The organism is Flavobacterium macrobrachii (genome assembly GCF_014486675.1).
GTDB lineage: Bacteria > Bacteroidota > Bacteroidia > Flavobacteriales > Flavobacteriaceae > Flavobacterium > Flavobacterium macrobrachii.
The window spans coordinates 1-23349 of the sequence record NZ_JACTAC010000059.1; the positions used below are offsets into that span (position 1 = coordinate 1).

Annotated in this window: 14 protein-coding genes; 4 read left to right on the forward strand and 10 right to left on the reverse strand. The window is 34.2% G+C overall.

Features of this window, described 5'->3' with window-relative positions; translation table 11 throughout:
- Positions 1–33: 33 nt before the first annotated feature.
- Positions 34–1314, reverse strand: coding sequence for a zinc-dependent metalloprotease (locus IAI56_RS12120; protein WP_187658125.1), 1281 nt, complete (start codon positions 1312–1314; stop codon positions 34–36).
- A gap of 210 nt (positions 1315–1524) precedes the next feature.
- Between IAI56_RS12120 and IAI56_RS12125 the strand changes: the two genes are divergently transcribed.
- The 4 genes from IAI56_RS12125 (at position 1525) to IAI56_RS12140 (ending at position 5118) form a co-directional block, all read left to right on the forward strand.
- Positions 1525–2460 carry a bifunctional riboflavin kinase/FAD synthetase gene (locus IAI56_RS12125; RefSeq protein ID WP_187658126.1) on the forward strand — a complete coding sequence of 312 codons (936 nt, stop codon included), beginning with the start codon at positions 1525–1527 and terminating at the stop codon, positions 2458–2460.
- 101 nt (positions 2461–2561) lie between these two features.
- Entirely contained in the window at positions 2562–2999 is a 438-nt protein-coding gene (locus IAI56_RS12130; RefSeq protein ID WP_187658127.1) for a hypothetical protein, read from the forward strand.
- Between the two features lie 73 nt (positions 3000–3072).
- Positions 3073–4158 (forward strand): biotin synthase BioB, encoded by a 1086-nt coding sequence (gene bioB / locus IAI56_RS12135; RefSeq protein WP_187658128.1) that lies wholly within the window; start codon positions 3073–3075, stop codon positions 4156–4158.
- Between the two features lie 99 nt (positions 4159–4257).
- Positions 4258–5118 (forward strand): cupin-like domain-containing protein, encoded by an 861-nt coding sequence (locus IAI56_RS12140; RefSeq protein ID WP_187658129.1) that lies wholly within the window; start codon positions 4258–4260, stop codon positions 5116–5118.
- A gap of 34 nt (positions 5119–5152) precedes the next feature.
- On the opposite strand, the gene IAI56_RS12145 is transcribed toward IAI56_RS12140, so the two are convergent.
- The 9 genes from IAI56_RS12145 to IAI56_RS12185 form a co-directional block, all read right to left on the reverse strand.
- Complete coding sequence (locus IAI56_RS12145; RefSeq protein WP_187658130.1) at positions 5153–11713, reverse strand: T9SS sorting signal type C domain-containing protein; 6561 nt, start codon at positions 11711–11713, stop codon at positions 5153–5155.
- A 329-nt stretch (positions 11714–12042) separates the two neighbouring features.
- Positions 12043–13230: a beta-ketoacyl synthase N-terminal-like domain-containing protein gene (locus tag IAI56_RS12150; RefSeq protein ID WP_187658131.1), complete on the reverse strand. Its 1188-nt coding sequence runs from the start codon at positions 13228–13230 to the stop codon at positions 12043–12045.
- Between the two features lie 166 nt (positions 13231–13396).
- Positions 13397–14668 carry an adenosylmethionine--8-amino-7-oxononanoate transaminase gene (gene bioA / locus IAI56_RS12155; protein ID WP_187658132.1) on the reverse strand — a complete coding sequence of 424 codons (1272 nt, stop codon included), beginning with the start codon at positions 14666–14668 and terminating at the stop codon, positions 13397–13399.
- A 58-nt stretch (positions 14669–14726) separates the two neighbouring features.
- On the reverse strand, positions 14727–15344 hold the full coding sequence (gene bioD / locus IAI56_RS12160) for a dethiobiotin synthase (protein WP_187658133.1): 618 nt from the start codon (positions 15342–15344) through the stop codon (positions 14727–14729).
- Positions 15345–15407: 63 nt separating this feature from the next.
- Positions 15408–16568, reverse strand: coding sequence for an aminotransferase class I/II-fold pyridoxal phosphate-dependent enzyme (locus IAI56_RS12165; RefSeq protein ID WP_187658134.1), 1161 nt, complete (start codon positions 16566–16568; stop codon positions 15408–15410).
- Between the two features lie 62 nt (positions 16569–16630).
- Positions 16631–16912, reverse strand: a complete 282-nt coding sequence (locus IAI56_RS12170; protein WP_187658135.1) for a F0F1 ATP synthase subunit delta/epsilon — start codon at positions 16910–16912, stop codon at positions 16631–16633.
- Between the two features lie 71 nt (positions 16913–16983).
- Positions 16984–18495 carry a F0F1 ATP synthase subunit beta gene (gene atpD / locus IAI56_RS12175; RefSeq protein WP_187658136.1) on the reverse strand — a complete coding sequence of 504 codons (1512 nt, stop codon included), beginning with the start codon at positions 18493–18495 and terminating at the stop codon, positions 16984–16986.
- A 188-nt stretch (positions 18496–18683) separates the two neighbouring features.
- Positions 18684–20246, reverse strand: coding sequence for an SGNH/GDSL hydrolase family protein (locus IAI56_RS12180; protein WP_187658137.1), 1563 nt, complete (start codon positions 20244–20246; stop codon positions 18684–18686).
- A gap of 25 nt (positions 20247–20271) precedes the next feature.
- The gene (locus IAI56_RS12185) at positions 20272–23079 is read right to left on the reverse strand and encodes a TonB-dependent receptor (protein ID WP_187658138.1); all 2808 of its coding nucleotides are present in this window, start codon (positions 23077–23079) and stop codon (positions 20272–20274) included.
- Between the last annotated feature and the right edge of the window lie 270 nt (positions 23080–23349).

The window sequence follows — 23349 nt, forward strand, 5'->3', positions numbered from 1 at the left end:
AATTTCGGAGCTTTTGTTTTAAAAGAAGAAAAATTATTTAATGATAATTTTTTCAGTTATAATTGAACTTCCACTTTTCACGTTTACAAAATAAACCCCAGAACTTGGTTTGTCAATAGAAATTGTTTGCTCTAAGTTCGAAGATTGAGTGTAATAATCTTCAAAAACAATTCTTCCAGAAATATCAAAAACTTCTACAGAATAATCATCAGATAAATCATTAAACCTGATTGTAAAAGTTCCGTTATTTGGATTTGGAAAAATATTAAAATTATTTTTCACAACTTCATCATTAGACAAAGTCGTCATGTTAAATTCACTAGCAATACTGTTATACCAGGCCTGAACTCTCGTCATTTGTCCTGGAGTAAACATATACATACAAGCATCATCCGTGTAATCCATATAATTCATTGTCAATACCTTGTTAGTTCCACATGAACTTGTAATACTACCTGGTGAAGGGCAGCCATATTGCTCAACACTTGATGGCGGAGTATCGCAAACTCTGTCACCTGTAAAGTTACAATTTGTACCACAACCATTAAAAGTATGGTTTAAATTAAAAAAATGTCCTAATTCATGTGTTAATGTTCTTCCTTTATTGATTCCAGTTTGTACTGATCCTGGAGGAACTCCAGGTACATAACCCGAACAACCACTACCAGAACCAAAAGCCCAAGTATTTAATACAACCGTCCAACCTGCACCAGGATAGCCTCCAAGAGGAGAATAACCCAATATTCCACCTTCATTTCTAACCACTACATTCATATATCCAGCCCATGTAGGATCTTCATCAGCACCATTTAAAAAATTTGTTCCAAAAGTTACAGCTACTGTACCATTAGCGATACCTGTTCCTGCAGGATGATTCTGTGTAGCTATCACAAACTGTATATCAATAGAACCAACACCTGAAACGGTTGGATAAAATGAAGCTGCCGATGCCCAATTTGAAATATCTGCATTGGTTGCATTATAATCAGCATTTAATGAGTTTACCTGATTTTGAGCTAATGCTCTTAAACAATTTTTTAAAGTGGCACTTGCACTAGGTGATACTGATGGAAAGTGAAATGCCATTGGTATACGAGTGGTAGCATTTACGTTATCAATTGACTCACCACTTCTGTAAACTCTATTGTTTAATTTCTCTAATTCCTTTTCAAATTTCTCTTGGCCTTTAAGATAAATTTCTCGCTGAATTGGATCAGCCATAATTTTCTGCAATTTTTCCTCTACTCCACACGTTCTTTGCGCATTAATTGCAACTGAAGTTAAAAGAAAAAAAGATAAAATAATTTTTTTCATATTTTTGATGTAGTTTTTTTTAGGCTCCAAATTTAACTAATTGAATTTAATTAATTGTTATTCTTTATGATAAAAAACTGTTTTTTAACCAACAAAGAGATTACTTATTCTATTTTAACACAAAAAAAGGTGCATTTTCGTAAAAAAAATATAACCTTTACAAACAACAGTGAATTAAATTAATACTGTATTTTTGCAAAAAATAAGCCTTTGAAAGTTTTTAATTCGATTCTGAAATTTACTTCTAACAAACCTACCATTGTAACCATCGGTACTTTTGACGGGGTACATGTTGGACACAAAAAAATCTTGGAAAAAATTACTCAAAACACAAACAATAGTGATTGCGAGTCATTAGTACTTACTTTTTTCCCTCATCCGAGAACGGTTTTACAAACAGGAACCGAAATGAAGCAGCTAAATACTATTGATGAAAAAAGTAATTTGATTGAAAAAGCAGGAATTGATAATTTAGTTATTCATCCATTCGACAAAGAATTTTCTCAATTGACAGCAGAGGAATTTGTGAAGCAAGTTTTAGTTGACACGTTCAATATTCAAAAAATTGTAATTGGATATGATCATCGTTTTGGAAAAAATAGAACTGCCGATATTAATGATTTAATTGCTTTTGGAAACCAATATAACTTTGAAGTAGAACAAATTTCAGCAGAAGAATTAAATGAAGTTGCTGTTAGTTCTACCAAAATTAGAAGTGCTTTAACCGAAGGCAATATCAAGTTGGCAAATTCATTTTTAGGCTATAATTATACTATAACTGGAAAGGTTGTTCAAGGAAAACAACTTGGTAGAACTATTGGTTTTCCTACGGCTAACATTTATGTAGAAGAAGATTATAAGCTAATTCCAAATAGTGGTGTTTATGTAGTGGAATGTAAAATTGATAACCAATTCTATTTTGGAATGATGAATATTGGAACTAATCCAACCATTGAAAATACTGATTTGAACCAAAAAATAGAAGTAAATATTTTTAATTTTGATACAGAAATCTATGATAAATCGATTACTGTTTCCTTTCTAAAACGAATTCGTTCGGAGCAAAAGTTCGATTCATTGGAGAGTTTAAAAGCTCAAATTGCAATGGATAAGATGGAATCTCTTCAGTTTATTAAAAAGCTTTGATAAATACTTGATAGCAAAATTTTGTTAAAATACTGATTTTCAATATTTTTTAACGTAAATTTGAGTACAGTTATTTGTTTACTAACTTAAAATTTACTGCTATGAAACTTCCAAGAGAAATAATCAACGGTTTTTTAATGTCAGTTTGTATTGGTTTATTCTTTCTTTTGATGGAAATGTTTAAACTATCAGACAATTATTATTTGAGAATTTTAAATATAGTTTTTGTTTTTTATTGGGTAAATCAAACCATAAAGCAAAACCTTGGCGATGGAAAAAACGGCTACCTTACTAATTTAATTTCAGCAGGTTTAACGGCATTGTTTGGTGTTGTAATTAGTATTGCTGGATTGTTGTTTTATGTTTATAATAAAGGTGGTTCAGCTTATATCGCTAAACTATCGGAACAATTTATTTTTGGCGGAGCAAGTGTAAATGAATATTGTTTTGGGCTTTTATTCGAAGGCTTGGCGTCTTCACTAATCGTTGTTTTTATCACGATGCAATTCTGGCGAGGCAAGACCGTTTTAAACGATTAAAATTGTTAAATAGTCATACCGCTTTGATACTTTGGAACAATTCCCTATTTTTGATGTCTTATAAAAAGCAAACATGAGTATCACTAAACATAATTGGACCAAAGAAGAAATTATAGCTATTTACAATAAACCATTAATGGATTTATTATACGAAGCAGCAACCATTCATAGACAACATCATGACCCAAATGTGGTTCAGGTTTCAACCTTATTATCGATAAAAACAGGTGGTTGTCCTGAAGATTGTGGCTATTGTCCACAAGCCGCAAGATATCATACCGATATTGAAGGAAACGATTTAATGTCGGTGCAACAGGTAAAAGCTCAAGCGTTGCGAGCAAAATCATCAGGTTCATCACGTGTTTGCATGGGCGCAGCGTGGCGAAATGTAAAAGATGGAGAAGAATTTGACCAAGTCTTGGAAATGGTTCGTACCATCAATAAACTCGACATGGAAGTTTGTTGTACGCTAGGAATGTTAACCGAAAACCAAGCGCAACGTTTAGCCGAAGCCGGATTATATGCTTACAATCACAATCTTGACACATCCGAAGATTATTATAAAGAAGTAATTTCTACTCGTGCTTTTGACGATAGATTGCAAACGATAGAAAATGTTAGAAAAACCAATGTAACCGTTTGTAGCGGAGGAATTATTGGAATGGGCGAAAGCATCGAAGACAGAGCAGGAATGCTTGTTGCTTTAGCTACTTTAAATCCACAACCTGAATCGGTGCCGATTAACGCCTTAGTAGCAGTTGAAGGAACACCAATGGAAAACGAAAAACCAGTTGAAATTTGGGAAATGATTCGTATGGTAGCAACTACCCGAATTGTAATGCCAGAAACTCAAGTTCGTCTTTCGGCAGGAAGAACAGAAATGTCGCGCGAAGGTCAAGCGATGTGTTTCTTTGCCGGAGCAAATTCGATTTTTGCAGGAGATAAATTGTTGACTACACCAAATCCAGATGTAAACGAAGACATGAAAATGTTTGAACTTCTTGGATTAATTCCACAAAAACCGTTCATCAAAGTAATGCAGCCTAAAACTGTGGAAGCCGAAGATTCTCAATTTCAATCGTTGGGCGAAAAACCAAGATGGACAAGACCAGAGCACAAAATTGAAAGAAACTTAGAAGCTTCAAATAAAGGAAAATAAGTTAACATTTCCTTAAACTTTTACAATTTATAAACCTTTTTATAACTTTGCTCTTAGCATTTTTTGCTAAGAGCTTTTTTTATTATATAAACTCAGTCTATGTCATTAGCACTCACAGAAATTGAACGTGTAAAAACCATCTCAAAAGAAGAATTTTATACTAATTATGTAAAAAAACAAAAACCAGTTGTTGTAGAACAATTAACTCAAGATTGGCCCGCATTTGAAAAATGGAATTTGGAATATATGAAACAAGTAGCTGGTGATAAAATCGTTCCGCTATATGATGATAGACCAGTTTCTCATAAAGATGGTTTTAATGAAGCTCACGCCAAAATGAAAATGAGCGATTATGTAGATTTGCTTCAGGCAAAACCGACCAATTATCGTATTTTTTTGTACAATTTAATGAGTGAGGTTCCCGTTTTGAAAGACGATTTCAAATGGCCAAATATTGGATTACGATTAGTAAAACAATTGCCAATGTTATTTTTTGGTGGCGAAAATTCCAAAGTTTTCATGCATTATGATATTGATTATTCCAATATTTTACACTTCCATTTTCACGGAAAAAAACGATGTGTTTTATTTGCGCCAACTGAAACGCCTTATTTGTATAAAGTTCCACATGCTTTAATTTCAAGAGAAGATATCGATTTTGATAATCCCGATTTTCAAAAATGGCCAGCATTACAAAAAGCAAAAGGACTAGTAACCGAACTAAATCATGGTGAAATGCTTTACATGCCCGAAGGTTATTGGCATTATATGAAATATGTTACACCAGGTTTTTCGATGAGTTTGCGTGCTTTTCCTAGACAAATTGGTAATCTTTCCAAAGCAGCTTACAACGTTTTTATCATGCGTAATTTTGATAACGTAATGCGAAAATGGAAAGGGCAAAAATGGATTGATTATAAAAACGAAAAAGCAATAACTAACACAAATAAATACTTATAAAAAAAGGTCTTGAAAATTTTCAAGACCTTTTTTATTACTTAACCAAAACCTTTTTGGTAACCCAAATTCCGTTTTGGAGTTTTACTTTTACAATAATAGTTTGCTGAGCAATATCTTTTGCAAACGAATGTTCTTGACTTTCAACCGATGCTTTTTGATACAATTGTCTTCCTAAAACATCAAATACTTGAACTTCAGAGATGTTTTCAAGACTTGAGTTAATTGTAATCAAATTACCATTTGAAAATGCTACTATTTGATTTGTTCTATCAAAATCATCATTGCCTAAAGCTTGATTTGTATATCTTAGAACAAATCTATTGGTAAACTTCCCTTTAACTGATGAAAATGCGTAGGGTTGATTTTTTATACTTTGAATAGTATTTAAGAGTTTATCTTCAATATAAATTTCTTGATTTTCTGCAAACAATCCATCTAAAGAACCAATACCAATTTTATAGTTCCCATTTGAAGGAATACTAACTCCTAATCGAACAGTATCATATATATCAAATGGCAAACTTCTACCTTGAATATTAAATTCTTGTGGATTTTCGTCATTCAAGTAAGAAACAATTCTCAACGAATTATCTAAGTTTGTTACTGCATCATACATTCTATCTTTTTCATTAGTTGCATCTTCGGCATAACCAATTAAAGTACGATTTGATTTTCCTTGAGAAGATACTATATCTAACCATAACCTATGTTTCTCTTCTTCTTGAACATTGTTTGATGTTGAAGTATTTCTGTAAAACTGCGAATTATTGTAAGGAGCAAATGAAGAACTTGAGTCATATCTCATACTGTTATTAAAATAGACTTTGCCAGAAGTTGAAGCTGGTCCATCACTCATCAGTACAAAAAATCCTTGACCCGAAGCAATCTTTCCATTAAAAACAGAAGAACCAGAAGACACTCCCATTTTATTATATAAGACATAATTATCAACATCCGAATAATTAAGACCAAAATCATAATAATAAGGATCAATACTGCTAACTAATCCTTGCTGGTGTGTCCATAGATAAACAAATCCTTCAATATCAGGATTAGTAATTTCATCCAAAAAGGTTAAGGCATTAATCGCTGATGGATAAGGATTTCCTACTAAATTCCAGTTATCATCCCAACGAGTTACAGTTACTGGATTTGGATTCGCACCTACTGTGTAATCTAATCCTGTTGTAATTCCATCACCATGATAGGTTCCTCTTGAAATATCAACAGAAATTAATCCATTATTGGGTTGACCTCTAAAGGTAAATGGCAAGGATGTTGGTGTACTAAATCCATTAAAAGTTCTTGCTATATATCCTTTTCCGAAAGTCATGTTTGGAGTTGTTGGTAAAACCCAGTTACCTTGTGTACCGTTAGAATTATTATTTATTGGATTCCATTCATATCTATATGCTGTTGGCAAGTTGTTAACAGCAAATAATTTTGTAGGCGCACTCCAATACACATAATCTTCATCTTTGGCAGAATAATTTCTGATAACATTAAAAGTGGTACCAGAATAAGTCCCAATATTTGTATCTGTATCATTTACTTGAATTAACTGTCCATTATTTTGAATAGTTACTGTTCCATTAGAATTTAATTGATTACTAACATTTACATAACCGTTTGAATCTATAGTTAAATTTCTAGTTGGATTTAAAATCAAGTTTCCTGTTGCATGCAAATCATTAGAAATTCCAGTATTAAAATTATTATCAAGATTGACATTATAAAAACTTTCTGTCCCTAAAGGAGTAACTGCATTTATAATTTGGTTTGTAGTTCCTAAAAAATGCACCGTTCCATTTCCTTCATCAAAAGCATCATTATTTTTATTATTGGTCCAATTTCCATATAAATATAATTGCCCATCGGGAGTTAAATTATTTCCATCATTCATATCCAAAGCCGAATTAGCAACTGTATTTGAAATCAATAAATCTCCATGAACTTCTAGTTTATTGTTAATATTGCCTACAATCTCAACTTTTTTATCAGTAATTGTTAAGTTTCTTGTTTTAGCGATAAAATTCAAATAATTAGCAAAAGGTGCAGTAGCATCAACAATTGGATGTGGAACGAAACTACTTGAACCAATTTGAACATCTACCGTTTCATCTGGTACAATTAATGTGTCCCAATTTTCACAATTGAACCAGTTATTATCTTTTCTTCCGCTCCATTTACCATTTACATATATATCTGTATCAATAAATACATTGGTACAACTTCCTCTGTAATTAAATCCTCCTGCGTTATAAGAAGTATTATTTGCAAATGAACTCCAATTCGTTTGGTCGTTGATTAATGCAATCCAATCAAATTTTCCTCTGTTAGTTGAAGAAAAATCTACTGCATCTGGATCATTAAATTTTACAAAGCCATCACCCGTTGGTGCTATTGTACTGAAACACTCCATTCCTGGATATAATGTTGACCATGCAGTACAATTATCTGGATCACCTGAAGTTCCATTACACAACCCTAATCCAACTGTTGTTTGCCAACCACTTTCAGTCCAACCATATAAAACATTACCACTATAGGTAGATGTATGCCCAGTATCATTTACCCAAGCTCCACCTTGCATAAAGTAAATATCATCATTATTATTCAAGTTAAAACCACCAACTCCACCACCTGAAACAGCAGTTTTTGTCCAATTTGCATCTATTGCGCCGCAAGTATAAACATCATAATGTGTTCCGTTAGTTACGTTTGGTGTCGTAGTTTCTATAGTTATTATTGTTCCTTTTGGTAAAACTGAGCCTGTTCTTGTAATAGTAATTACACCTTCAGTTCCTCCCCATTGATTGGCATTTTGTCTCTCATAACCATTATCTGTTAAAAATAAAGATGTACCAGGTAGTAAATCTCTGAAACAAACAAAAACTATTTGGTCTGTTCCAGATGTTATACTTATGTTCACTGCAAGAACAGCTAAATCACCAGGATTTAATACTGTAACGGTAGAAATATCAAATAATGTACTTCCAACTGCTGTTAATCCAACAGCAGAAGCGGTTAACACCAAGTCTGTTCCAACAACTGTATGCGTAATTCCTGTAAAAGTGGCAACTCCTCCAACCGCAGCAATTGATAATGGAGAACCGGTCATAGTTCCTGTACTTGTTAAACTTACTGTTCCTGTAAATCCTGTATCTCGATTTCCACAGGCATCAACAGCAGTTACAACCACATTACCCATCGGACTTCCAACTCCAGTTGTAATGGGTTGAGTGGTAAAGGTTAATTGAGTCGCTACAACAGTAATAACATTTCTATTATTTGCAGAAGTTCTTGTAAAAGTAGCTTTACCCGATCCTGTTGGGTCAAAAGTCACATTAGCACTAGAAATGGTAAATCCGAAATCATCACCATCAATTGCACCTGAACCCAATGGACATTTTAATGTCATTCGCAAAGCCAATGGAACGCTTGTTCCATCAAGTGCTACAACATTCAAGCCTGTAAACTGAATTTGATTGGTTGTAACAACACCATTGGCAATAATGGTATTGGTATTCAAATTAACCAAAACAATACCTTCAATACTTTCATTCCAGTTTCCTATCGCATCATTAATATTTTGAGAAATAGTTAATGCAGTCATTGTAGTTGGTAAAACATCTGCATCAGCAGTTGCTCCACCATCACGAAGATTAAAACGCCAAACTTCAATCCCGTCTGAAATTGTACTAATTAATCCATTTGTTGTACTTGAAAAAGAAACTGACTCAGAAGCCGTAATGTTTAATATATCTGATGAAGCACTTCCAGTTCCATTACCCGTAAAATTAATAACATAAGGATTTTCATCACTATCATTATTAACTATTGATATGCTTCCCGTAAAAGGTCCAGCAGTTGGTGGAGTAAAACGAATTGTAAAAGTTGAAGAGCTCAAACCTGGAATATTAACGTTAGAAGGCATAGTTGGATTTAAACTATAAGCACTACCTGTAACTGTAGGATTTGCAAAAACAGTAAGACTCGCATTTCCTAAATTTTGAATTGTAAAAGTAACATCAACAAAAGATGTTGCTGGTGTATTTGCAAATGTATAAGTACTTCCAGCTAAATAATTTGTTGCACCTTGTTGAATATTTATTTCTCTGTCTCTCAATCCGCCACTAAAATGATTTGCTGTTGGTAATACCGGTAATATTGTTGATCCACCATAAGTAACTGTGTTTGCACTTAAAATAGTACCAATTGGTGACCAAACGTTTCCGTTCCAAAATTGAGAAAAACTTGATGTTTCTGTTCCATTTATATCAGCTGGAAGATACGTTCCATTAAAAGTATATGTTGGAGTATTGATTGTTCCTACTCTATTTACTGTCCAATATCGAGATATAAAATGAGTTGGCGCATTCATATCTGGATGTTTACTATCATTTACTGAAACAGCTATGTATGAAGTCGTTGTCATTCCAGCTCCAGCAGTAAGATTAACAGATGCTGGAGAATATTCCATTGTTCCTGTTTTATCTCCAATAGGAAAAGTAAATGAACCAACTGCAGTATATTGTCTTCTTAAAACTCCACCAAAAGCATTATCTGCTATGATAAAACTGTTTGTCCCAGCGCCAGAAACAGTTGTTGCATTGTTGATGGTCATTGTTCTACTATCTACATCAACAATTCCTGCTGTTAGGTTTAAAGCTGTATTCACTGTTAAATCTGAACCCAGTAAACATGCAATTGCACCTGCTGTTCTGTTGACAGTAAAAGTTCCTAAAGTTTGTTGTGCCGCAGTTCCGCTAAAGGTTAGCGTTCCAACACTACCTGTTCCTAACAAAGTTAAATTTGAAGTAGTAGAACCTCTAAAAGTTCCTCCACCAGTTATAGTATTTGCAACGCCTGTTGTTCCTACAGTCAAATTGAAATTATTGATATTAAAAATATCTCCTGAACTATTAAACGTTATTGCATTTCCACCCAATGGTGCAGAAACTGTTAAGTTTGTTCCAGCTGTTATTAATTGAACTGTTGTATTTCCAGAAGCTGGTTCAAAAACTAAATAAGGAATCGTTATCGATAGTCCAGCTATTGTTTGTAGAACCGAATTGTTAGTAAAAATTACTTTTCTATTATTCCCATTAAAAACAGCAGTAGTAGTAACACTAAAATTTCCTCCAATTCTTAAATCATCATTAACTCCCGAGCCCAAAATCATTTCTCCCGTTGGACCAGCAACCGTTACATTTCCTGCAACCGTTAACGAACCACCAGCTGCAACTCCACCTGAACTCATTTCAAATCTTGAACCACTTGCAATGGACAAATTACCTGCTATGGCTTTATTTCCAACTGTTCCTGCACTTGCGCCATTGATATAATCTAAAACGGTTCCCGCTGTTTGAATAGTAACATTGTTCGGATAACCTGGTGTAACTCCGATCGTTCCAATTCCGTTGGCATTCCACTCAAAACCTCTACCATAAACACCACCTGACCTATAATCAAGAGTTGAAGCACTTCCATAGATTGGACCATTTGTATTTATAAATCCATTTGCATTAATTCTTAATGTTCCATTAACCGTTAAAGAATTGGCTAAATTGATATTCAATTCAGAAGAAATAGACAATAATCCAGCAACTGCTCCAACTGTCATATCCAATCGTGTTGGAGAATTTGCAGAAACAGTTACATTGAATGGTGGATTTGCAACTGGCCAAAATGCCTGCGAACCGTTTATACTATACGGTGTACTATTTGCATGATTCATGATTAATGTACTCGCAGCACCATAAACAAATGAATTTCCTGTAGCAAAACCACCTGCATTTATTCTAAAAGTTCCATTTATAGTTGTAGTTCCATTATTGGTGTATGTCATTCCTGTTTGAAGAATTCCTCCAAGTTCTACTGTAGTTGTAGTACTTGCATCTCTTGTTGCATAAGTTGCATTATCCATAGTAACAGTATGACCTGCTTTGATAATTGCACTTTCGTTAGAATCTGGAACGTTTCCTCCGGTCCAAGTAGCAGGATTACTCCAGTTTCCTGTAGCGATACTTTCTATACCAGTAATTGTTGGTGTTACAGTTCCGATTAATGTAAAATTATCTATTCTAAATGTACCTATACCGCTTGCTCCTGATAATGTCAATTGAACAGTAACAGTTCCTGTAAGGTTACTAACAGTATTTGAAACATTTGTTGCTCCAATTAAAGCACCGGTTGTTGGTGCTGTTCCAGAACCAACTGCTATTCCATTGATAGTCATTGACCAATTTTGAGCACCTGCAGGACTTCTTTGCCTCCAAAAATCAAATTGAGTCACTGATAACTGAAAACCTGAAGCTACATTAAATGTTAAAGTTAAAACTGGAGTTCCACTTGAATTATTCAAAGCAATTGCTTGACTTGGAGCACCACCAATTCCTGCAAAACTTGTCCATGCTGTTGTTGTATTTGTCCACGAAGATGAATTTAAATTTGCATCTAAACTAGATGGTGCAACATTGTATGGATGAGCCGAAATTGCAGTTGTCCCAAAATCATGTTGATAAATTATCTGTCCAAACGAACAGAAATTCACAAACAATAAAACAACTAAAAGTAATTTTTTAAACTTCATAAAATGAGTATCTTATTATATTTTATCTCCAAATTGGCCATAAAAAAATAGCACTAGGTATTTTAGTAGAAATTGGGCCTACAAAATTAAATCTAACTTACTTAATTACAATGAATTTATCTTAAGAAATCATCAACAAAATGTAATTTTATATATTTCATAAAACTACAACTACAAGTATGCGGTTTTTGAAGCTAAAATACTTCAATTAATAATTTAACCAATTGACTAATATTGCTTTATAAACAATAAAATTTGATGTACAAAAAAATGAAAGCTTGTAAATTGTGAAATTTTGCTGCTGCGAAGTAATGCAAAAACAAGTTCTTTTAAAACGCTTTACTCAACAAAATACTCACGGCATTTCCACCAAAACCAACTGCGTTTATCAATACTTTTTTGATTTCTTTTCTTGGTATTTGTGCTTCTGCAAATGGAACGCCAATAAATTGATTGTGTTGCATCATCAGGATTGCCAATTCCATATTCAACATTCCCGATGCGCCAAAAGTGTGACCAACTTTCCATTTATTGGTGGTTAGCACCGGAACATTTTCTGTAAAGACTTTTTGAATGGCTTTGTATTCAGAAGTGTCGCCTTTTAATGTTCCAGGCATGTGCATCACAATGGCGTCAACTTCTTCTAAATTGGTGTTTTGCAATGCCATTTTCATCGATTTTTGAAAGCAGTTCGCTTCGTCAGAGATTGAAATGTTGTGTTCAATATCGTCGGTAGCATAACCAATTCCTTCGATGTAAGCCAATGCTTTTGGATTTTCACCAAGTTCCAAACAAGCTACACTTGCTGCTTCGCCCAAAACCATAGAATTTTTGGTTTTGGTAAAATCAAAAGCTCTGCACGGAAACTCGGCAGTTTGCTTCGCCTGTTCGCTATTGCTCGAGTCTTTAGCATAAATCTTCAACGCATGCATTTGTGCAATTGTGAAAGCGGTTAACGGTGCTTCGCTTCCACCAACTAAAAACTTAGTTGCCATTCCTGATTGTAGCCATGCAACCGCATTTAAAACGGAATGCAAAGCGGTGGAACAAGTTATAGAGTGTGAAATTTCGGGTCCGTTATTTTTTAAATCATGTGCAACCCAAGATGAAATATTTCCCAGCGTTGTAGTTGGCGATGCTAAGGTTGACGTTTTACCAGTTTCAAGAAATTCTTTATGATGTTTTTCAAATAATTGTGTCGCACCACGAGACGAACCAATGTTGATTCCAAAGTTGTCACCCGTTTTCCAATTGGCATTTTTAATGGCTTGACGCGATACTAAAATGGAAAGTAAAACGGTTTCGTCTAAAGCTTTGTATTTGATTTCGGATTTGCGTAAATCTTCTATTTCTTTTCTAATTTCGGCAGGAATTGTAGCTACGAATTGTGCTTTTTCGTCGAAATTTTGGGTTGAAATTAGTGTTTCTTCAGAAAGATAATTGCGCCAAATTTCCTCAGGATTTTTTCCTAATGGTGAAATAGATGCTAAAGATGTTATGGCAATTTTGGTTTTCAAAAATTCAAATAATTTATCGTTTAGCCCTGATTGTAGTGAAAATCCTTTTTTTTACACCTGACAGGTTTTTGAAACCTGTCAGGTGTAAAAAAAAGATTGCAACGGAAAGCAGGAAAATGGATTGCAAAAATGCTCAATCCCGACGCTTCGGGAATTCGCTACAAAATTACACTATTTCCAGAGCATTTTCAATGGTTTGATAGACTTTTTGCAGTTGATTTTCAGTGATGATGTATGGCGGCAAAATGTAAACGATGTTGCCAATTGGTCGCATAATGATGCCGTTTTCCATGAAAAAATTAAAGAGTTTTGTGCGCATCGTTCCATAATAACTTTCGGCGGTTTTGGTTTTGATTTCGAGTGCAAAAATGGTTCCGAGTACGCGTGTAGTTTTTACTTTTGGATGGTTTTTTATTTTTTCTTCGAATGCTAGATGCGATGCGTTAACACGTTGGATATTGTGCTGCATTTCATCGGTTTGTAGTAATGAAATACTTGCTAAAGCTGCGGCGCAACCTGTTGGATTTGCAGTAAAAGTGTGTCCGTGAAACAAGGCTTTGTCAATATCATCGTCATAAAATCCGTCGTAAATCTCTTGACAAAAAGTGGTGATTGCCATTGGAATTGTTCCGCCAGTTAGTGCTTTTGACAAACACATTACATCTGGTTTTATATGTAAATAATCGCTTGCGAAGGTTTTTCCAGTTTTTCCAAAACCAGTCATGACTTCGTCAGCAATGGTAAAAACGTTGTTTTGTTTGCAAATGGTAATCATTTTTTCCAGAATTTCTGGTTTGTACATGACCATTCCGGCTGCGCCAAGCACTAAAGGTTCAAAGATAAAGGCAGCGTAATCGTCAGTTTTTACTAGATTTTCTAGAATTTCGATTGCTTTTTGTTCGTTTCCTTGGGTTGGAATTGGAACGCGAACCACTTCTAACAATGAACTTTTGAACGCTTCGGTATATAATGAAATACCACTTGCCGCCATTGCGCCAAAGGTATCGCCGTGAAAAGCATCTTCAAAAGCAATGATTTTAGTTCGTTTTTTGTCTTTGTTATAAAAATACTGCAAACATCCTTTGATGGCAACTTCTACCGCGGTCGAACCGTTATCGGAATAGAAAATTTTCTTTTGGTTTGATGGTAAAATTTCCATCAGTTTTTCGGACAACAAAACGGCTTTATCGTGCGTAAAACCACCAAAAAGAACGTGTTCTAACGTGGTTAATTGTTTGTAAATAGCATCGGCAATTACTTGGTTGGAATGTCCAAACGGATTTACCCACCAAGATGCAATAGCGTCGATAAATTCGTTACCGTTTTCATCCCAAAGTAGTGAGTCTTTTCCTCTAACAATTGCTGGATGAAATTGCGCCGTTTTGTGTTGTGTGTATGGATGCCAGTTGTATAGTAAATCTCTTTCGGAAAGGTTCATTTTGATAGTTTTGTTTCACAAAGATACACAGAGAAAGGCATTGAGTTTCACAAAGGTTTTATAAATTTAGTAGATTTTCACGGAATTTATCAGCATAATATTGAATAACATTTTGGTCAAAATAAGGTTCGTTTTCAATTCGTCCAATAAATTTGGCTTTGGTTTTTGACAAAATTATTTCTTCGGTTGCTTTGTTTTCATCGCCAGAAAATACAATTCCGGCAACTGCTATATTTCTATTTTTTAAGGCTTCAAAAGTCAATAATGTATGATTGATGCTACCAAGATAATGGCGAGAAACTAGAATTACTTTGTAATCTTCTTTTATTAAATCGACGATGCAGTCGATATCATTTAACGGAACGAGTATTCCGCCTGCGCCTTCAATAACTAAATGATTATCGGTTAAAGGTTCGATTATTTTTTTTAAATCAATAGTAATTCCGTCGATCGCTGCAGCCAAATGTGGACTTGCAGGTGTGTTTAATTTATAGCTGTTTTCAAAAATTTGAGTTTTGGAATTTGAAATATAGCGTTGAATTTTATGACTGTCGGAATTGTCTAAATCGCCTGCTTGAACAGGTTTCCAATAGTCGGCTTCGAGTGCTTGTGTTACAATGGCTGATGTTATGGTTTTACCAACATCGGTTCCAATTCCTGTGATAAATAGTTTCATGATTATTATTTACTGCAAAGTTCGCAAAGAAAGCGCAAAGTTTACAAGAATTTTAACTTTATATTAGTTGAAAACAGATAAAGAAAGCTGTTTTAAAACATCTGAAATTTCTTTTTCAGAATTGTAAGAATGCAAACAAAAACGCAATCGTTCTTGACCTTCGGGAACGGTTGGTGAAAGAATGGCTTTTACATCAAAACCGTTTTCTTGTAATTGTGTTGCTATTGCCTTTACCTTTTCGTTTCCTGGAATGATGGCACATTGAATGGCTGATTTACTATAAACAAACATTGGCTTCAAACTCATTTGTAATTTCTCTTGATTGAAAAATTGAATGTTGTTTTTAAGTTTTTCAATCGCTTCTTTTTCAGATATTAAATTTTGATAAGCTATTAAAATGGTTGCCACTGAATGAGGCGAAAGTCCAGTTGTATAGATAAAACTTCTTGCAAAATTTACTAGGTAGTTTTTTAATTCCTGACTTCCTAAAATGGCTGCACCGTGACAACCCAATCCTTTTCCAAAGGTCATAATTCGGGCAAAAACTTTGTCTTGCAAACCTTGGCTTTGAAGTAAACCTTCGCCATGATTACCAAAAACACCCAGTGCATGTGCTTCATCTATCACTAAATAGCAATTGTATTTTTGACAAAGAGTTACTAATTCTTCTAAATTTGGTGAGTCGCCGTCCATAGAGAAAACACTTTCCGTGACAATGTAAAAAGTTTCGGGTTTCGAGTTTCGGGTTTCGAGTTGAGTTGTGATTAATTTCTCTAAGTTTTCAAAATTATTGTGTTGAAACTTATACGATTTTGCATTACTCATCAAAATTCCGTCGCGGATGGAAGCATGGCAAAGTTCATCGTATAGAATAACATCATTTCTTTGCGGAACGGAACTGAAGAAACCCACATTGGCATCGTAACCTGAATTAAAAATCAACGCTGTTTCCGACTTATGAAAATGAGCTAAAACTTCTTCTGTGATTTGATATAGATTGTGGTTTCCTGAGATTAATCGTGAACCTGTTGCGCCGTTTATTTTTATGTTGTTTTCTAAAAGGTATTCGTGGGTTTGATTGAAGATAGTTTCGGACTTTGCAAAACCGAGATAATCGTTGGATGAAAAATCAACTAAATCTTTGTAAACAGGCAGTTTTCGAAATGCATTATTTTGCTCTCGTTTTTCAAGTTTATCAGATAATATTTTTGGGAGATTTACCATCTTTCAAAAATAAAAAAAGCCAAACAAAAATGCTTGGCTTTCTTACTTTATTTTGAATTGCCTTAGTCGGCTAAAACAATTACTTTGTTATCTTTCATTTCGATAGTTCCTGAATTGATTTCCAAAGTGTAATTTTGGTCGTTTACTTTGGTAAACTTTTCTACAACGGCTTTATCAAATTTAAAACTAGTGGCAGCAATTTGTACTGTTCCTTGCTTTAATATAGAAACTATTGGTGCGTGGTTGTTCAATATTTGAAATGAACCATCAATACCTGGCAGTGAAACCGAAGTAACTTCGCCTTTGAATAATGTAGCTTCTGGTGATACTATTTCTAAAATCATATTTTTTTAGTTTACAGTCTCAGTTTGCAGTCTCAGTACTGAATACTGAACACTGAACACTGAACATTAGATTACGCTTCTGCTAACATTTTTTGTCCTGCTTCGATAGCGTCTTCAATGGTTCCTTTAAGGTTGAAAGCCGCTTCTGGCAAGTGGTCTAATTCACCATCGATAATCATGTTGAATCCTTTGATGGTATCTTTGATATCAACCAAAACTCCAGGAATACCTGTAAATTGCTCCGCAACGTGGAATGGTTGAGATAAGAAACGTTGAACACGACGAGCACGAGATACCGCTAATTTATCTTCTTCTGACAACTCTTCCATACCAAGGATTGCGATGATATCTTGAAGTTGTTTGTATTTTTGAAGAATTTCTTTTACTCTTTGCGCACAGTTATAATGTTCGTCACCTAAAATAAGTGGTGTTAAGATACGAGAAGTTGAATCTAGTGGATCAACCGCTGGATAAATACCAAGCTCAGCAATTTTACGAGATAATACGGTTGTAGCATCTAAGTGAGCAAACGTTGTTGCTGGTGCTGGATCGGTTAAGTCATCTGCAGGAACGTAAACCGCTTGTACCGATGTAATAGAACCTTTTTTAGTAGATGTAATTCTTTCTTGCATTGCACCCATTTCTGTTGCTAATGTTGGTTGGTAACCTACCGCAGATGGCATACGACCTAAAAGAGCCGAAACCTCTGAACCTGCTTGTGTAAAACGGAAGATATTATCAACGAAGAAAAGTACATCTTTACCTTGGTCTGAACCTGCACCATCACGGAAATATTCTGCGATAGAAAGGCCTGATAAAGCTACACGAGCTCTTGCTCCAGGTGGTTCGTTCATTTGACCGAATACGAAAGTAGCTTTAGAATCTCTCATTCCAAGTTTGTCAACTTTAGATAAATCCCATCCGCCATTTTCCATTGAATGCATAAAATCTTCACCATATTTAATGATTCCTGATTCTAACATCTCACGTAATAAGTCATTTCCTTCACGTGTTCTTTCACCAACTCCTGCGAATACAGAAAGTCCACCGTGACCTTTTGCAATATTGTTAATCAACTCCTGAATTAATACTGTTTTACCAACACCTGCACCACCAAATAATCCAATCTTACCTCCTTTTGCATAAGGTTCAATCAAATCGATTACTTTAATACCTGTGAATAAAACTTCTGTTGAAGTTGATAAATCTTCAAATTTTGGTGCTTGTTTGTGAATTGGCATTCCATTGGCACCTTCTTTTGGTAAATCTCCTAAACCATCGATAGCATCACCTACTACATTAAATAGTCTTCCGTAGATATCAGCACCAATTGGCATTTGAATTGGAGCGCCAGTTGTATGAACTTCCGTTCCTCTGCTTAATCCGTCAGTAGCTTCCATCGAGATAGTACGTACTGTATTTTCTCCAATATGAGATTGAACTTCAAGGATTAATTTTGTGCCGTTTTGATTAATGATTTCTAATGAATCATAAATTTTAGGTAATTCAACATCTTTAGTATCAAATACTACGTCAACTACTGGACCGATGATTTGCGAAACTTTTCCTATTGCTTTTGACATTGTTTATGTTTTTATTAAATAGCTACTTAGGTTTGAAAAAAACACCTCTTTTTTCAGAGTGCAAAGGTAAATTTTTAAATTATAATAATCAATATTTATTTTAATAAAAAAGATGGTTTTTTTAATAAGCATAAAAAAAACCATCTGTTGTTAATTAAAAGATGGTTTTTTTTTGATTTTTAGAGTATCTATTGTAAAACAGGTGGAAACATAATTCTGTAATCAGAAAACTTCACACCTTTAAGGTTAGAGCCATATTTTGAATTAATAGATTTTATAAATTCATTGGCAATCAATGCATATCCTCGAGGTGATGGATGAATTCCATCTAGAGAAAAAGCTCCTCCAGAGACATAAGTTGAATTCAAAGTATATCCACTGTCAGAAATACCTGTTGTACTTAATCTTGCCATAATATCTTTAGCATTAACAAAAGCTAAATCGTTTGCAGTAGCTGCAGCTTCAATTGTTGCGTTATAACCATTAGTTGCAGCTTCTATTTCTGTAACTTCTGAAGGTATTAAAACATATCTGTCAGGAAGTGGGAAAGTAACACCTAACTGTCCTAATAATGAAGGAGCTGGAGATGCTATTCCGTCTTGAGCAACTGATGGTAATCGTCCAATTCTTGAAGAAGCACTTAAACAAATCAAGTCTGTTGGACGTGTCTGTCTTGCTCGACCAAATACTTGACCTAATAATGTTCCTTGTGCAGTTGCCTGTGGTACTGGAACTCCTTGTAATATTAAACCTTGAGTTATAACCTGAGTTAAAGGTATAGTTAAATCAGCTAAAGTTTCATCAACCATTAGCATAGGATTATTTCCAGTTGAAGATAAAAGATTTATTCTATTTCCTTGACCTAAAAAAGTAAGTGCATTAAGAAGTGGTCCATATAACTGAGTATTTAAGGCATTAACTTGATTAACATTATTTACTGTTAAATTACTTTGAGTTAATTGGTCATATTTTATAACATAGAAATAAGGTAATGTTGTAACATACGGTAAATTAGCGATAACTCCTTTTCGACCGCCAGCAGTCATTTGAGAAATTAAAGTATTATATGCGCTGTCAAAAGTAGTTTGTGGTGTTAATGGATTAACTGTTTCATCTCCACCAGCAGTAGCATATCCCAATTCATCATTTCCACCAATCCATAATGAAAAGAAAGTTGGTGATTGGCTTAATGCATCAGCTAAAACTGTAGTTCCTGGATTTGATGCAAAACGAGCAAAATATGGATTACCAGCAGCACTTCCATAACCTGGAGCAACTAAATGAAAACTTTTTGCCCCTGGAATACCCATGTTATTAAAAGTACTTCCTAGAGAATTAAAAGTTGTAGAAGAAACTTGACTGTATGGTGGTAAAGCGACTGATGAAGGCGAAGGACTTTGTCCTGGACCAGCTGGTGGAGCCAAATAAAGTCTTGGCGTGTAAATGGAACTTCCTAAAAATCCACCAACGTTATCTGCCATAAAAGGAGTAGTGAAATCACCACCTCCGACAAGGGAAAATTGTTGCGCTAAAATATTTGGATAAGCACCTTTCTGTGCCTCTATAAATAAAGCACCATCGCTAAATCCTGCTGCAAATGAGTCACCAAGCGCAACATATTTAGAAAAATCAGCAGAACCCGCAGTCAACGGTAAACCGTCTGCAGTATCATTAACAACAACCTTTTCATCATCACTACAAGCTATTAAGGTCACTGAAGCCAGAAATAGCCATTTAATATTTTTTATCATGATATTTTAAATTTTAAATTATTATTTATGGAGTTACTGTCCAAGATACAAAGTATTGTTGACCAATTAATCCTGCTCCTAATACTTGACCATATTCTCTACCACCAATATTAGTAGCTCCAACTTTAATTATAGACTTTAAAGATTTTAGAGAATAATTAGCTTGTACATCAATAACTGTTGCTTCCTCGATGATTCCATCAGCAAATGATGATTCCCATTCGTACTCTGTATTCCATCTAGCACTTAAAGACAACCCAAGATTTCCAATTAATTTATCATTACTAATTGTTCCTTTTACTCTGTGTTTAGGTGTATTGAAACTTGCTTCAAAACCTGGATCTGATGCTTGATCAAAATCAAAATCAGCAAAATTGTAGTTTGCGCTTAGTTCAAAATCTTTATATACTTTTTTGGAAACTCCCAATCCAAAACCTACAGAAGTTATTTCTGATTTGGTATTTGTATACACTTGGTATTCCCTAAAGTCTCTATTAGACAATGCTTGTGCTGCTGAACCAGCAGCCACATTTGAAGGACTAGTTTCTGCAGTACCAAAATAAGGAGCGATTACAAGATTATTACCAATAAAATCGTTGTATATGTTATAATATCCGTTAACATCTATTGAGAAACCTTTTATGTTTCCTCTATATCCCAAATCAAAAGCCTTAACAGTCTCCGGCTTTACTAAGTTTGGCATAGCTTTAACAAGAAGAGTTGCTGCATTAGCTAGACCCGATGGCGGTCCTGATCTGTATGCACTATCAAATGCATTAAATGATTCTATAGTAAACGAATTGAAATAAGCAGCTTCTCCGGTTAAAGTAGCAAAACCACCACCACTTTGAGGAGATATTGGTAATGTTTCTGTAAAACGGGTTAAGTTATCAGGTGCTGAACCAATTAAAACTCTGTTACCAATATTAAACCCAATGTATTGGTCTTGAGTTACTGGATTTCTGAAACCTGTTTGAAATGAACCTCTAAAATTATGATTTTTTTGTTCATCTGCAGAATAAACAAATGAAACTCTTGGAGAGAAATTACCCTCAAAATTTTGAGCTTTATCATATCGAACAGAACCCGTTAATTTTAATTTATCATTTAAAAGCTTTTTTTGAACTTGGGTATAAACACCATATTCGTCATAGTTTATTGGTCCTGATGCATCTGTATAAATCCTACCTCCAGAATCTAATCTATACGCTCTGTAAGAACCACCTATCTGAATTTCTGCAGGTTTAAATAAATCTCTAAAATTATAGTTAGCATCTGAATGATAAATAGTTGAATTATCAACTAGTTTTGATCCTTGCAGTACATCTGGATTAGCAATTACTTCATTGAAAGCTTTTTTAAATTCGGGTGTTCCAGGTATTAATCTACCGGTATCAGCAACACTTCTAGCATAAGCATGAGCTTCAGCAGGTGTAGTACCAACATTAGGAACTAACCCTAAAGTTGCAGCTCCAAAAGCTCCACCATATTCAGAAAACCATTGTTGATCAGATTTCCATTTTCTGTTAATATTTAATGCAGTAAATGTCATGTCATAAGACTTACCTCCATCTTCAGTAGTAGTGTAACCTCTTAAGAAAAAATTCTTCCCTTTCAATTCTAATTTATGCTGTTGCATAAAAAACCCATTTAAATTATATCTACTTGCTCCTTGGTAAATTGAATTTCCGAAACCAAATTTAGATTGCCAAATAATTTCTATATCATTATCCCATGGTTTAAAGTGTAAGGAAAAATCAATTTTTGAATTTTGAACCTTACTTTGGGTTAAATCTGTCTCATTATAACCTGTTCTAGTGATATCCTCGTTTGGCAACAAATTATATGCGGTTGAACCAAAAGGATTTCTATTCTTAAGATTTAATTTTGCTTCATCTCCATAAACATTTATTCCATTATAACTGTGGTGGCTTCTATCTCTTCCCTCTACAGAAATATCATCATAATTAGTAGCAAACCAATCTGTTCCATTCATAAATGTAAAGTTAGCTTTAGCAGCAAAATGTTTTGAAAATGCGTGAGCTACACGAACACCATAATCATAATACAAATTATTTCCTGCCGCATTTTGACTTGTCATACCATATTTTGCATAGGCTGTTATTCCTTGACTTGTAAATGGACTTTGACTGTTCATGAATAAAATTCCATTGAAAGCATTTGCACCATATAATGCTGATGATGCTCCTGGAAGTAATTCAACACTTTGGACATCTATTTCAGAAATTCCAATTAAGTTTCCTAAAACAAAGTTTAAAAGTGGTGAAGAATTATCCATTCCATCAACTAATTGCAAGAAACGCGTATTTGCAACAGTTGCAAATCCACGTGTATTGATAGATTTAAATGACATACTACTGGTGTTCATTTGAACCTCTTTCAGATTCTCTAAACCATCGTAAAAAGTTGGAGAAGCAGATTTTTTGATGTCTTTAATAGTCATTCTTTCAATTGTAACAGGAGATTCTTTAATTTTCTCTGGCGCACGCGATGCCGAAACTACAATCTCGTCCAATTGCGTCTCTTCATCTGCCAAAACAGCTGTTACATTTTGATTATTTGAAGTTACGCTTACTTTTTGAGTTCCAAAACCAATGCTGGAAATTTCAAGAGTAAAAGGTGGTTTTTTGGATGTTGAAAGTGTAAATTTTCCATCTCCATCAGAAATGGTTCCTGTTGACTCACCTTCAACTTTGATATTTGCACCAGGAATAGGTTCGTTTTTACTGTCTTTTACCGAACCTGAAACTGTTGTTTGAGCAAAAGTTATGCTACAAATAAACAATGACAAGATACATAAATAAATCTTCATTTGGTTTTTGATTTTTTTGGTTTATGATGCCAATGTACAAATATTTATTTTACATTTTCAAAAAAACATATCGATTTTTCATAATTATTTAATTTAATCTCAATATTTTGACAATTCAATATTTGCTGTTTTTTGTGTTTTTATTAACATTTTTGCAATTTTTCTTAAAAAATAGTATGCATACATACAAAATTCGAACTTTCTTTACATTAATCTTAATTTTTTCAACAAAAAAAGCGAGATAAAAAAATCTCGCTTTTAAAACTATTT